The sequence below is a fragment of the Oleiphilus sp. HI0123 genome, assembly GCF_001635315.1.
Genome location: NZ_LWGE01000173.1, coordinates 1 through 12,783, shown reverse-complemented (window position 1 = coordinate 12,783; position 12,783 = coordinate 1). Strand labels below are relative to the sequence as shown.

Genomic DNA, 12,783 nt, shown 5'->3' with positions numbered 1-12,783 from the left:
TGCAGCAAATACAATTGCTGCAAAACAGCTATAAAATATATTGGTTTGGTTAATTTTTATAGAAAAAGAGACCGCAATGAAAGCGGCTCGTATAAAAAATAGAAAAAGGCAGATTAAATTCGCATGCTGTTTTTGAATAAACAATACAGATTCTTATTGAAGGGCTGGCTGATAGTCTTCTGCCTTCTCTTGCAAGCTTGTGTGACGACGACCAATAGTTCGCTAACTGATAAGGCCGATCCGGTTGTCGCAGTAGGGCGTTATGTGACGCTTGGTCTTGAGTACATTAAGCGGGATGACCTGCATCGAGCTCGAAAGCACCTGAACAGAGCGTTGGAGATATCACCACTGGATGCCCCAGCTAACGCAGCTATGGGCTTGGTTTACCACCAGGAAGGGGAGACAGTTGCTGCTGAGAATTACTTTAAACAGAGTTTGGAAACCGACCCAAGCTATACGCGTGGAAGAAGTTATTACGGCGCGTTTTTGTATTCAGTTGACAGAATTGAGGCGGCGCTTGAACAGTTTAAACTAGCATCTGAAGATACGCGTTATGAAGGCCGTTCACAAATATTCTCTAATATCGCTTTATGCCAACTTAAACTAGGTAATAGTGCTGAAGCAATTGAAGCTTATACCAGTACTTTGCGCTTGGATCGTAGTAATGGTCGTGCGCTATCTGGTGTAACGGAGCTGCTGATCCAGTCCAACGATTTTGAAAGAGCTCAGCATTATTATAATCGCCTCGTACGGTTGATTCGTGAGCGCGGTATGCAACACTCAGCTCAGAGTTTATGGCTGGGAATCAGGATTGCCAATTATTATGATAGTTCTCAGCAAGTGATTACTTTGGCAGGCTTACTCGAGCAAATGTATCCCGATACTGAAGAAAACCAGCTTGCCAAGAGTTTACTTGGAAAAAAAATAACGCTAAATGGTGCTAGTCGATGAGTAAGGAAACAGCTGATATTTCGTCAAGCCCAGGCTTAATTCTCCGGACTGCACGAGAAGAGTTAAAATTTTCTATCGACCATGTTGCACATGATCTTCACCTAAGGGCAAGTGTTGTGCAGTCAATGGAGAATGAAGATTATGACGACTTCAGTAGCGATGTTTTCTTAAAAGGTTATTTTCGCTCTTATTGTCGTTTGGTTAACTTGCATGAAGAGCGAATGGTTGAGCTGCTTGAGGTTCAGTTACGTACTCGCAAGAATGAAATCGAGAATGTAGCCTTAAATGCTAAAAAAGCCGAGAAAGCGAAATTCCGTAAGAAATTGGTCAGTGTGCTGTTTGCATTGGCCTTAGTCGCTGGTTTGAGTGTCTATGTTTTAGGATATTTATTGGTAGAAGATAAGCCTCTACAAGAGGGAAGCCCCTTACCTGAAAGTACGACAAGCTCTCCAAGCAGCTTATCACCGAGTACTGAAACAGAAGGCCAAAAGATTATACTGGATGACCCAAAATCTGAGCTACCAGCTGCTAAAAATGCTGCACAGACTCTGGCAAACGAAAAGATAGTGATAAAGGCTGTGCCAGAAAAAACTGAGATAAACACTTCCACGGCTTTGCCCCAAGACGCGTCAAACATAGTGGAGCTGAGCCCTGAGGGCGGTAATTCTCCAGTTGTTGAGGAAAAACAGTTTTTTAATGCAAACTTTACTGCGGAGTTTAGTGGTGATTGCTGGTTCAAATTTACTAATGCAGAAGGTAAAACTGTATTTGCTGCTTTAAAACGTGCTGGCAATAAAGTTAATTATACAGGGCCAGCTCCTTTTACAATGGTGCTGGGCGATGCCAAACAGGTTCAGGTTGAGTTTGAAGGGAAGACGGTTGATTTGAAACCTCACACTGCCAAGAATGGCAGAGTTCAATTGACCTTAAGTCCATAATGCTAATGAATTGTTATGAGTGGCCTTCAACGGTCAAAGGATTAAATGAATGAAGTTTGAATCGCCTATAAAACGCAGAAAATCCAAGAAGATATGGGTTGGGGATGTAGCTGTCGGTGGCGATGCACCTGTTGCTGTGCAGAGTATGACCAATACTGAAACCTGTGATGTTGAAGCGACGGTAGCGCAAATAAAGGCATTGCAGGACGCAGGTGCTGATATCGTGCGTGTTTCAGTTCCTAGTATGGAAGCGGCAGAAGCATTCAAAGAAATAAAGAAGAAGACCTCTATTCCACTTGTTGCTGACATTCACTTTGACTACAAGATAGCCCTAAAAGTAGCCGAATACGGCGTGGATTGTCTGCGTATTAACCCTGGTAATATAGGTAAAGAGGACCGTATTAAAGCAGTAATTGACTGTGCTAAAGAGAAAAATATCCCGATTCGTATCGGAGTTAATGCGGGCTCATTAGAAAAAGATTTGCAAAAGAAGTATGGCGAGCCAACCCCTGAAGCCTTGGTGGAGTCGGCAATGCGTCATGTTAATATCCTGCGGGCTCATGATTTCGATAACTTTAAGGTCAGCCTTAAAGCTTCAGATGTTTTTATGACAGTTGCTGCGTATCGAATGATTGCTGATCAAATTGAACAGCCTTTGCATTTGGGTATTACCGAAGCCGGGGGTTTTCGATCAGGTGCGGTTAAGTCTGCCGTGGGTTTGGGGATGTTATTAATGGATGGCATTGGCGATACGATTCGAGTGTCGCTTGCTGCCGACCCTATTGAAGAAATCAAAGTTGGTTTTGATATTCTTAAAAGTTTAAAGATTCGCTCAAAGGGTATTAATTTTATTGCCTGCCCAAGCTGCTCTCGACAAAACTTTGATGTTGTTCAGACAATGAATGAATTGGAAGAGCGCTTAGAAGACGTCACGACGCCATTGGATGTTGCGATAATTGGCTGTGTTGTAAATGGTCCGGGTGAAGCTAAAGAAGTAGACGTTGGTCTGACCGGTGGATCGCCGAATAATTTACTTTACCTTGATGGAAAGCCGGACCATAAATTAGCTAACACAACACTTGTTGATGATTTAGAGCGAAACATCAGGTCCAAGGTCGCAGCCAAAGAGGCCCAGGAGTCTCAGGTGATTGCAAAAGCATAGAATTTAACACTGTAATTTTTCCTCTTGCTTGCTAAGTGAGCTCGAGAGAAGTTCTAGATAATAAGGATTAAACCTTGGCAAAAATACAAGCTATCCGTGGAATGAATGATTTGTTACCCGGGCAATCTGCAGTTTGGCAGTACTTGGAAGGGCATATAAAAGGTGTGCTCCAAAGTTATGGCTATCAAGAAATTCGCATGCCTATTGTCGAGCAGACAGAACTATTTAAACGCTCTATCGGAGAAGTTACCGATATCGTTGAAAAAGAAATGTATACCTTTGAAGATAGAAACGGTGACAGTTTAACCCTGCGCCCTGAAGGAACTGCATGCTGCGTTCGAGCAGCCGAGCAGCATGGTCTATTGTTCAACCAGACTCAGCGCTTGTGGTATACAGGGCCGATGTTCAGACATGAGCGTCCACAAAAAGGAAGATATCGCCAATTCCATCAGGTCGGTGTTGAGTGTTTTGGTTTTAAAGGGCCTGATATTGATGCTGAGTTGATCATGATGACTGCTCGCTTGTGGAAGCAGCTTGGTTTATCTGAACATGTGGTGTTAGAGATAAACTCTTTAGGCTTGCCTGAAGAGCGCAAGTCCTTTAAAGATGCATTAGTTGCTTATCTTGAAGGTTATGCTGATCAGCTTGACGAAGATAGTCTGCGTAGGATGAAAACAAACCCTCTAAGAATCCTGGATAGCAAAAATACTAAGACCCAAGAGATTCTCGCGAATGCGCCAAGTCTGTTCGATTTCTATGGAGACGAGTCTAAGAATGACTTTAACGAGCTATTGTCGCTGCTGGATCATGCAGATATCAAGTATCGTGTTAATCATGGCTTAGTACGAGGTTTGGATTATTATTCGAAAATGGTCTTTGAGTGGGTGACAGATGCCTTAGGTGCTCAAGGCACGGTATGTGCTGGTGGGCGCTACGATGGTCTGGTTGCTCAGCTTGGCGGAAGGCCAACTCCGGGAGTTGGTTTTGCAATGGGGGTAGAGCGTTTAGTGCTACTGCTTGAAGAGCTGAAGCTTGTCCCTGAGTCGGTAAGCGAGCATGTCGATATTTTTATTGTGGCGGCAGGAGAAGGTACTTTACATAAAGCCTTTGAAGTTGCTGAGTTGCTTAGAAGTGAAACTTCCTTGAGAGTACTGCAGAATGCAGGCGGTGGTAGTTTCAAGAGTCAGATGAAAAAAGCTGATAAGTCTGGCGCACCTCTTGGTATCATTATTGGCGAACAGGAGCTGGAAAATGATACGTTGGTAGTCAAACGACTAAAAGGTGAGGGTGGGCAAAAGCTGGTTAGTTTTGCAGAGCTCTTAACAGAAGTGAATTCTGCATTTAGTTAAAGCTTGGGAGTTGCCGGGAATTTGGCTGTATTGCCAAAAAGTAAGCAACACTAGCTGTTTTTAATGCTGCGAACTCGACCGAGTCGGTTATAATGCAGCGCAATACAATGATAACGAAGGTGCCCAGTAAGGGTGCCAAGACAAAAACAAGGTAGACAGGAGCAAGACGTGGACAACCTTTCAACAGAAGATGAACAACTGGCGGCATTGAAAAAGTGGTGGAGCGATAACGGTAATTCACTATTGATGGGTATTGGTGCAGCGCTGGTTATTGTGTTTGGCTGGAAGGCTTACCAGAACAATGTGATTCAGGAAAAAACAGCAGCGTCTTTGCAGTATCAACAATTGGTAACAGTCGCTACGCAAAACGATTTTGATAGTGAAGACGAAGCGGAAACAGTCAGCTACTTGGCAGAGCAACTGAAAGATGAGTTTGAGGGCACTGAATACGCTTTGTATGCTGCGATGTTTATGGCAAAAGACCTGGTAGAAGACAAAAACTACGAAGGTGCAGCAGAGCAGCTAAATTGGGTTTTATCAAAAACAGAAGATGTTCGTCTTCAACATATTGTCACCGCTCGTTTAGCTCGTATTTTATCCGCGCAAGAAAAGCATGGCGATGCTTTGGCCTTACTTAAGCCAAGTGTAGAGTCGTTTAAAGCGAGCTACCTTGAAATAGAGGGTGACATTAAAAAGCGACAAGGTGATATCCCTGGCGCTATCGAGGCATACAAGAATGCTTTCGAACTTATTAAAGAAGAGCCTCAGGCGCAACCTTTGTTGGCGGTTAAGCTGTCAGACTTAGGTATCGATCCTAAGACCCTATAATCAATTTTGCCCCTTTTTGTCAGCCAGCATTGCCTAGGCTGAAAACTACAAAGGGGCGAGAATTTATCTTTCAAAGGCAGCTAAGCTCTGCCTTTTTTGTTTTTATATAGTGTTTGAAGTAATCATACAGAACGCTAAGTTGCATTAGGGATTTCATAGCATGGCGCTAGAGAAAATACATCGGTGGTGTAAAAAGGTCGCCTTTCTTGGCCTTTTGTCTTGTTTGCTAGCTGCTTGTAGTAGTTCGCCAGTAAATCAGCCTGCAGAGCTTGATATCGACTTCAAAGACCAAATTAACTTTAAACGTATATGGAAGAAGTCGGTAGGAGAAGGTGATCAAGAACTAAAGCTTCAGCTTTCACCTATCCTTAGAGATGATAAGATTTACTCAGTCGATACTGAAGGCTTACTTAGTGCTATAGATCGTTTATCCGGTAAGACTCTCTGGAGTCATGAGCTGGATGAGACTATTAGCAGCGGCTTAGCAGTTGACCGAGATAGCCTCTATGTTGTGACGTTTTCTGGTTATTTAGTGTCACTACAACTTGAAAATGGCCAAGAGAATTGGCGCTCTCCGCTAAGCAGTGAAGCAACGGCTCCGCCAGCAGTAAACGGAGAACTGGTGATCGTTCAAACTATTGATGGCAAAGTTGCTGCTTTCGGGGCACAAGATGGCAAGCAACGCTGGCGTCATGATAGTGTTGTGCCGATACTTTCCTTACGAGGTACTGCCAAACCTTTAGTATCGAGGAAGTATACGGTGACTAGCTTCGCCAATGGTGAGTTGCTCACATTGAGGAACGACATTGGTTTGCCTCTCTGGAAAGCAACACTTGCTCTACCAAAAGGGCGCACAGAGCTAGAGCGTTTGGTCGACTCGGATGGTCAGCCTTTGCTTGATGGTGATACCCTTTATGCAGCCGCTTACCAAGGTAAAATATTTGCTTTAAGTGCGCTCGATGGGCAGGAAATTTGGTCTAAAGAAATTTCATCTTTTAACAAGCTCGCGTTAGGCTTTGGCAAGCTCTTTGTTACCACGGATAAAGGTGAGATTATTGCGCTTGATAAGCAAAGTGGAAAGGAGTTGTGGCGAAATGAAGAGTTCTTATATCGTCGTTTAGGCTCACCAGTGGTCTTTGACCAGTTTGTGATGGCCGCTGATTTCGAGGGCTATATCCATGTGCTATCAGTGCTGGATGGAAAAGTACTTGCACGGAAATACCCTGACAGTGATGGTGTCATGGGTGAGATGATTGTAAAGGGCGACCGGCTATATGTTTATGCACGTTCTGGTGACATAGTATCGTATCAGTTGAATCCGAAGGTAAAGGACCTTAGACCCTTGGGTTCGAGGTTTAGAAATAGAAGACTTTTCGAAGAGTCGTCTAACGAATATAGAGATTAAAGGTAGATAGATGGTTCCTGTAATAGCGCTAGTAGGTCGTCCTAATGTAGGTAAATCTACCTTATTCAATCGTTTGACCAAAACAAAAGATGCAATTGTCGCAGACTACGCAGGCTTAACTCGGGATCGTAAGTACGGCTCTGGAGTGGCGTTGGATAAGAAGTTCATTACTATCGATACCGGTGGTATAAGTGGTGATGAAGTCGGGATCGATGCTGTCATGGCTGAGCAGTCCTTGTTGGCAATAGAAGAGGCTGATCTAATCTTCTTTGTTGTGGATGGCCGGGATGGATTGACCCCTATTGATGAAGAGATAGCTCGTCATATCCGACAAACGGGAAAGCCTTATACCCTGGTTGTTAATAAAATTGATGGCCTTAATGCTGATACTGTTGCCAATGATTTCTACTCGCTGGGTATGGAGAAGCTGCGCTTAACCGCAGCCTCTCATAACCGCGGTGTTAAATCGCTGATCGAAGATGCAATGGAGGACTTCCCGGAACAAATCGAGGAAGATGATGAAGCAAATGGTTGTAAAATTGGTATTATCGGACGACCAAATGTTGGTAAGTCTACCTTGGTTAATCGACTGCTTGGTGAAGACCGTGTTGTTGTTTATGATCAACCTGGTACCACGAGAGATAGCGTCTATATTCCTTACGAACGCCGAGAAAAGCCCTATACCTTGATCGATACGGCAGGTGTGCGCCGTAGGAAAAATGTTAAAGAGGCGGTAGAGAAATTCTCCATCATCAAGACCTTGCAAGCGATACAAGATGCCAACGTTGTTGTTGTCGTTATCGATGCCAGAGAAGGTGTCGTTGAGCAGGATCTTCACCTGATTGGCTTTGCTATGGATGCCGGGCGAGCGCTGGTATTGGCGGTCAATAAGTGGGATGGAATGACCCAAGATGACAAAAAGTCAGTAAAGAGAGAGTTGGATAGACGTTTAGTTTTCCTTGACTATGCACCTATTCATTTCATCTCAGCCAAACATGGAACCGGCGTGGGGGATTTATATAAGTCTATCGACCAGGGTTATAAATCTGCTTTCGATAAGTGGCCGACCAAACGTTTGACAGAGTTGCTTTCAGATTTAGTATCTGATCACCAACCACCAATTGTTCGTGGCCGACGGGTCAAGCTTCGTCATGCTCACCAGGGGGGATCAAATCCGCCTATCATCGTAGTGCATGGATCTAAGACTGATGACCTGCCAGATAGCTACAAACGTTATCTAGAGAAGAGCTTCAGGAAAGTACTTAAGATTAAAGGTACACCCATTCGTTTTGAATTTAAGTCGAGTGATAACCCTTTCGCTAGTCCGACTAACAAAATGAATGAGAAGCAGAGAGCTAAAAAAGCCCGTATTACCAAATCCAGAGAATTTGGTAACCGCCGTGGTAAAAACTCAACACGTAAGAGTAAAGGAAAGGGCAGTACTTCTCGTTAATTGATTTTAACGAGGGCTTGCCTAGGTGTTTAGCTTTCTATGACTGAACTGCATCCCCCTAAAGAAGATATTTGCCCCAGATGTGGCAAAGCAAACCTATGCTTGAATGTCATTAAAAAAGACCTTTCAACGGGGGCTATGATACCACCTAATACTGTTAGTATTCAGGAAGAGCCTTGTTGGTGCGCCTCCGTTAAATTGAACTCTAATCAACGGGCTGAAGCATCAAAATTTGGTAATGGTTTATGTTGTTTGTGCGCAAGCTGCATTGCTGAAATTCAAGCGATATAGCTGCCCTATTACCACTTTAAAAAAAGAAAAAGCCTATTTCCCCCTGTATGTGATCTCGTAAATATTTGTTACTTTCCCTTCACAGAGCCTTTTAAGTCGCTTTATACTCGAACCGTAGTGTGCAAAAAATAAACAGTTTTTGCATCACACCAAAATTTATATTTGCGCGTTCCCTCTATCGACGCGAGGTTACCACCTCTTACGACTTGTTTGAGTAGTCGTGGTCATAAGCCAGTATATATTCAAACAATCGTAAGTTATTCTGAGAGGATAGCATCATGTTTGAATTACTGGATCAACACCAGGTCAATGAGCTGCACGTCAGATATGACGTTAGTAGTGGTCTCAAGGCATTTATTGCCATTCACAATACCGTTCTTGGCCCAGCACTAGGTGGCTGCCGTTTTATTAAATACCCAAGTGAATCACACGCCCTTCAAGATGCGCTGAACTTAGCTAAAGGCATGAGCTACAAAGCTGCCTTGGCAGAGCTTCCTCAAGGCGGTGGCAAGTCGGTCATCATGGTTCCTGATCGTCACTTTGATCGAAGGTCATTATTTAGTGAGTTCGGGCGCTTTGTTGAATCCTTAAACGGTCGGTATATTACTGCGATTGACTCCGGCACCAGTGCGAGAGAAATGGATATTATTCAGACTGTGACATCTCATGTTACCAGTACGAGTGATGCTGGTAACCCGTCAAGTTATACCGCTGCTGGTGTATTTGAAGGAATAAAGGCAAGCGTCAATTTCAAGTTAGGAACAGAAAGCTTAAAAGGTCTACGTATTGCTATTCAGGGAATTGGCAATGTTGGTTACGAACTTGGTTTGCTGCTCGCAGAATCTGGTGCAGAGATTGTTGTGGCTGATATTAATAGAGAAAGGGTTGAGTCCGCCTTAAGAGAGTTTGCAAGTCACGCAGTCAGTCCTGAGCAGATTGTTCAGGAGCCATGCGTTGTCTTTGCCCCCTGCGGTTTAAGTAATGTCATCAATGAGTCTTCCCTTGAACGTTTGAGCTGCCGAATAATTGCCGGGTCAGCAAACGTTCAATTAGCGAAACCTGAGCTTGGGCAGCGCCTGCATGAAAAGGGAATATTGTACGCTCCCGATTACGTGATTAACTCTGGAGGTTTGATTTATGCCTCGCTAACCCACAGTGAGTCTTTGCGTTCGGACTTTGAGCTGGTTTCAAGAAATGAAGTTTTACAGGCCAGAATACATGAAAAAATATTGCAGATAGGTCGAACCTTAGAAGAGGTTTATCAAGGCTCAAGCTCAAAAGGCAGGGCAACAAGTGTTGTTGCCGACCAGCTAGCCGAAGAAAAATTGACTCGTCTTCAAGACTTTGCAGCATAGAGGAGGCGGTATGAAATCTTATACTTTTGAAGAAAACCTTAGGTTTGATGTAAGTTTTTCGAAATTTCTTGGCGATGACGGGCAGCTTAAGCAGTCTTTACCGGATTCTCTACTGCTCAAAGAAGAAATGCTAAAAGCTTATGAAACGATGGTTTTGATCAGAGCTTTTGACCATAAGGCTATCGCTTTACAACGAACTGGCAAGCTTGGAACTTACCCTTCAGTTCTAGGCCAGGAAGCAATTGGTACGGCCATTGGTATGGCGCTCAGCCCAGATGATATTTTTGCGCCTTATTACCGCGACTTCGCTACCCAATATTTGCGAGGGGTGTCTTTAAAAGAGATGTTGATGTATTGGGGAGGCTTGGAACGTGGTAGTGATTATAAATCATGCCCAAATGATTTCCCTGTTTGTGTGCCAATAGCGACACAATATGGCCACGCTGCCGGTGCAGCTGTTGCTCTGAAAACCAAAGGCATACATCAAGCATCTCTTGTTACGTGTGGTGAGGGCGCGACCTCGAAAGGCGACTTTCTCGAAACACTAAATCTGGCAGGGGCGTGGCAACTACCCTTGGTAATGGTTGTAAATAACAATCAATGGGCTATTTCGACCCCCCGCGATATTCAGTGCGGCGCGCAAACGATTGCCCAAAAAGCGATTGGCGCCGGGATTGAGGGACTGGTTGTTGATGGTAACGACTATTTTGCCGTGCGTCATGCAGTCAATATAGCACTGGAGAAAGCCTACGCAGGTAAAGGTGCAACGCTTATTGAAGCGGTGAGTTATCGCTTAGGGGATCATACTACCGCCGATGATGCTTCACGTTATCGCAGTGATTCTGAGCTGAAGTCAGCCTGGGACAAGGAGCCTATTTCAAGACTAAAAACTTTTTTACTGTCTAAAGGATACTGGTCGGAATCCAAGGAGAAAGAACTTCTCATACGAATTAAGAAGAAAATTAGTGAGGCTGTTGAAGCCTATCTTATAGAGGAGGATGACGTACCTGAGGCGATGTTTGATTATCTCTTCGAAACACTACCTGAGCCACTGCTTGACCAATACGCGCAGGTCAAATTGCTTGGTATGAAAAACACTAAAAAAATAAGCCCGCAATGTGAAGGGACAAGGTTTGAAAATACCGACGCTCAGGATAAGTTGAAGCCAGTTGATATGGAGGGGCATAGCCATGAATGATATGAATCTTACTAAAGCAATAGATGACTGTGCTCCTGAAAGTGTTGGCGCATCGAAGGTCTGTATTATTGAGGCCGTTAATATGGCATTGCATCGCGCAATGGCAGAAAGTGAAGAAGTGGTTGTGCTTGGCGAAGATGTTGCTGTTAATGGCGGTGTTTTTCGCGCAACGGAGGGCTTGCGAGAAGCATATGGTGTGCGTCGGGTTATGGATACACCACTAGCTGAAACGATGATTGCAGGCATGACTATAGGAATGGCAGCTCAAGGCCTGCGTCCGGTTGCAGAAATACAGTTTATGGGCTTCATTTATGCTTCAATGGAGCACTTGGTTAGCCATGCTTCACGTATGCGTAATCGCACACGTGGGCGCCTTTCTTGCCCCATGGTTATTCGCGCCCCCTATGGCGGGGGAATTCATGCACCCGAACATCATAGTGAAAGTACCGAGGCAATGTTTGCGCATATTCCGGGTATTCGGGTTATACAGCCTAGCTCTCCAAAAAGGGCTTATGGACTGCTTTTGTCAGCGATTCGTTCCAATGACCCTGTTATATTTTTGGAGCCAAAGCGCATTTATCGTTTATTTCATAGTGAGGTAAAGGATGATGGCGAAGGCTTGCCATTGGATAAGTCCTTTCTATTGCGTCAAGGAAGGGATATGACTTTAGTTTCATGGGGTGCGAGTATAAATGAAACTATGCAAGCGGCAAGTTTATTGGCTAGGGATGGGATTGAGTGTGAGGTGATAGACGTTGCCAGTATTTCTCCTATAGACCACGACACTATTATCCAGTCGGTTCAAAAAACTGGTCGCTGCATAGTTATTCATGAGGCGCCAAGAAGCTGTGGGCTGGGTGCGGAGATTGCAGCAACGGTTTCTGAAAGAGCCTTCCCTTACTTAAGGGAACCCGTGGCGAGGATCACTGGTTATGACACGGTAATGCCATATTTTCGTAACGAATCAAGCTACCTGCCTGGCGTAGAGCAAATAACTGAATTGGCAGCGGTGATGTGCAGGGCCGTAACACCGGTTGACGCAGACGGAAACAAGGAGGCTTAGCTATGAGCAAATTTTATCTACCTGATCTCGGTGAAGGCCTCCAGGGTGCAGAAATTATTGAGTGGAAGATTAAGCCTGGCGATATGGTCTTGGTTGATCAGTTGATTTTAGTTGTCGAAACGGCAAAAGCAATTGTGGAAATTCCATCTCCTGTGGAAGCTAGAATCGGGAAAATTCACTGTAAAGCGGGCGACATGGTTGATGTGGGTTCAGTGTTATTAGAATACACTGAGAAGGAAAATGCTGAGTCCCCGATAGGTAAAGATACTTCGATATCGGAGTATCTAGGCGTCTCTCAAAATGTGCAAAAGAGCGTATCGGTCGTTGGAAGTTTGCAAACTGCAGAAGGTGAAAAGGATGTCGATCAATATGAGGATATGATTGTTGATCATGCCAGCCCGCCTGACAGTGCGCTTTTAAAGCAGAAACAGACTTTAAATGCTCCGCCTTCTGTCAGGGTCTTTGCAGAAAAAATAGGCCTGACAGAACAGCTCAGTGAAAAGTCTTATGGGATGCTTACAGAGAAAGGAATTCTGGAAGCTCATTACAAGAAGAATGAGCTGAAAGGAAGTTCTCCTGGGAGATGTAGTGATTCAATCACTAAATTAACAGGTGCCAGGAAAGTCATGGCGCAAACGATGAGTAAATCTCATGAACAAATTCCAGCCGTAACGCTGTTCGATGATGCCAATATTTGTACTTGGAAGAAAAGTGAGGACATCACGCTCCGATGTATTAAAGCACTTGTCTTTGCGTGTATGAAGGAGCCAATACTCAATGCCTGGTTTGA

12 protein-coding genes are annotated in these 12,783 nt (G+C 44.3%); all 12 read left to right on the top strand.

What is annotated here, in order from left to right; all coding sequences use genetic code 11:
* Positions 1-123: 123 nt before the first annotated feature.
* Positions 124-951 carry a type IV pilus biogenesis/stability protein PilW gene (pilW, locus tag A3761_RS01610; RefSeq protein WP_068554620.1) on the top strand — a complete coding sequence of 276 codons (828 nt, stop codon included), beginning with the start codon at positions 124-126 and terminating at the stop codon, positions 949-951.
* On the top strand, positions 948-1,889 hold the full coding sequence (locus A3761_RS01605) for a RodZ domain-containing protein (RefSeq protein WP_068554618.1): 942 nt from the start codon (positions 948-950) through the stop codon (positions 1,887-1,889). The genes pilW and A3761_RS01605 overlap by 4 nt, the downstream gene beginning before the upstream one ends.
* A 49-nt stretch (positions 1,890-1,938) precedes the next feature.
* The gene (gene ispG / locus A3761_RS01600; protein WP_068554616.1) at positions 1,939-3,051 is read left to right on the top strand and encodes a flavodoxin-dependent (E)-4-hydroxy-3-methylbut-2-enyl-diphosphate synthase; all 1,113 of its coding nucleotides are present in this window, start codon (positions 1,939-1,941) and stop codon (positions 3,049-3,051) included.
* A gap of 74 nt (positions 3,052-3,125) precedes the next feature.
* Positions 3,126-4,400: a histidine--tRNA ligase gene (gene hisS, locus A3761_RS01595; protein WP_082865422.1), complete on the top strand. Its 1,275-nt coding sequence runs from the start codon at positions 3,126-3,128 to the stop codon at positions 4,398-4,400.
* Positions 4,401-4,568: 168 nt separating this feature from the next.
* Positions 4,569-5,228, top strand: coding sequence for a tetratricopeptide repeat protein (locus tag A3761_RS01590; RefSeq protein WP_068554613.1), 660 nt, complete (start codon positions 4,569-4,571; stop codon positions 5,226-5,228).
* A 160-nt stretch (positions 5,229-5,388) separates the two neighbouring features.
* A complete protein-coding gene (gene bamB, locus A3761_RS01585) occupies positions 5,389-6,633 on the top strand; it encodes an outer membrane protein assembly factor BamB (protein WP_068749684.1) in 1,245 nt (414 codons plus the stop codon).
* A 10-nt stretch (positions 6,634-6,643) separates the two neighbouring features.
* Complete coding sequence (der, locus tag A3761_RS01580) at positions 6,644-8,086, top strand: ribosome biogenesis GTPase Der (protein WP_068510592.1); 1,443 nt, start codon at positions 6,644-6,646, stop codon at positions 8,084-8,086.
* A 39-nt stretch (positions 8,087-8,125) separates the two neighbouring features.
* Positions 8,126-8,377: a cysteine-rich CWC family protein gene (locus tag A3761_RS28880; protein ID WP_068554609.1), complete on the top strand. Its 252-nt coding sequence runs from the start codon at positions 8,126-8,128 to the stop codon at positions 8,375-8,377.
* A 278-nt stretch (positions 8,378-8,655) separates the two neighbouring features.
* Positions 8,656-9,732: a Glu/Leu/Phe/Val dehydrogenase dimerization domain-containing protein gene (locus tag A3761_RS01570; protein ID WP_068553033.1), complete on the top strand. Its 1,077-nt coding sequence runs from the start codon at positions 8,656-8,658 to the stop codon at positions 9,730-9,732.
* 10 nt (positions 9,733-9,742) lie between these two features.
* On the top strand, positions 9,743-10,930 hold the full coding sequence (gene pdhA / locus A3761_RS01565) for a pyruvate dehydrogenase (acetyl-transferring) E1 component subunit alpha (RefSeq protein WP_068510584.1): 1,188 nt from the start codon (positions 9,743-9,745) through the stop codon (positions 10,928-10,930).
* A 1-nt stretch (position 10,931) separates the two neighbouring features.
* Complete coding sequence (locus tag A3761_RS01560; protein WP_068553035.1) at positions 10,932-11,993, top strand: alpha-ketoacid dehydrogenase subunit beta; 1,062 nt, start codon at positions 10,932-10,934, stop codon at positions 11,991-11,993.
* Between the two features lie 2 nt (positions 11,994-11,995).
* Positions 11,996-12,783: biotin/lipoyl-containing protein (locus tag A3761_RS01555; RefSeq protein WP_304439564.1), on the top strand; the 788-nt coding region annotated here is incomplete at its 3' end.

What these genes read in the sequence shown, in the direction of transcription:
- pilW (WP_068554620.1), top strand. Translation starts at nt 124, where the DNA reads ATGCTGTTTTTGAATAAACAATACAGATTCTTATTGAAGGGCTGGCTG.
- pdhA (WP_068510584.1), top strand. Translation starts at nt 9,743, where the DNA reads ATGAAATCTTATACTTTTGAAGAAAACCTTAGGTTTGATGTAAGTTTT.
- A3761_RS28880 (WP_068554609.1), top strand. Translation starts at nt 8,126, where the DNA reads ATGACTGAACTGCATCCCCCTAAAGAAGATATTTGCCCCAGATGTGGC.
- der (WP_068510592.1), top strand. Translation starts at nt 6,644, where the DNA reads ATGGTTCCTGTAATAGCGCTAGTAGGTCGTCCTAATGTAGGTAAATCT.
- A3761_RS01560 (WP_068553035.1), top strand. Translation starts at nt 10,932, where the DNA reads ATGAATCTTACTAAAGCAATAGATGACTGTGCTCCTGAAAGTGTTGGC.
- bamB (WP_068749684.1), top strand. Translation starts at nt 5,389, where the DNA reads ATGGCGCTAGAGAAAATACATCGGTGGTGTAAAAAGGTCGCCTTTCTT.
- ispG (WP_068554616.1), top strand. Translation starts at nt 1,939, where the DNA reads ATGAAGTTTGAATCGCCTATAAAACGCAGAAAATCCAAGAAGATATGG.
- A3761_RS01570 (WP_068553033.1), top strand. Translation starts at nt 8,656, where the DNA reads ATGTTTGAATTACTGGATCAACACCAGGTCAATGAGCTGCACGTCAGA.
- A3761_RS01605 (WP_068554618.1), top strand. Translation starts at nt 948, where the DNA reads ATGAGTAAGGAAACAGCTGATATTTCGTCAAGCCCAGGCTTAATTCTC.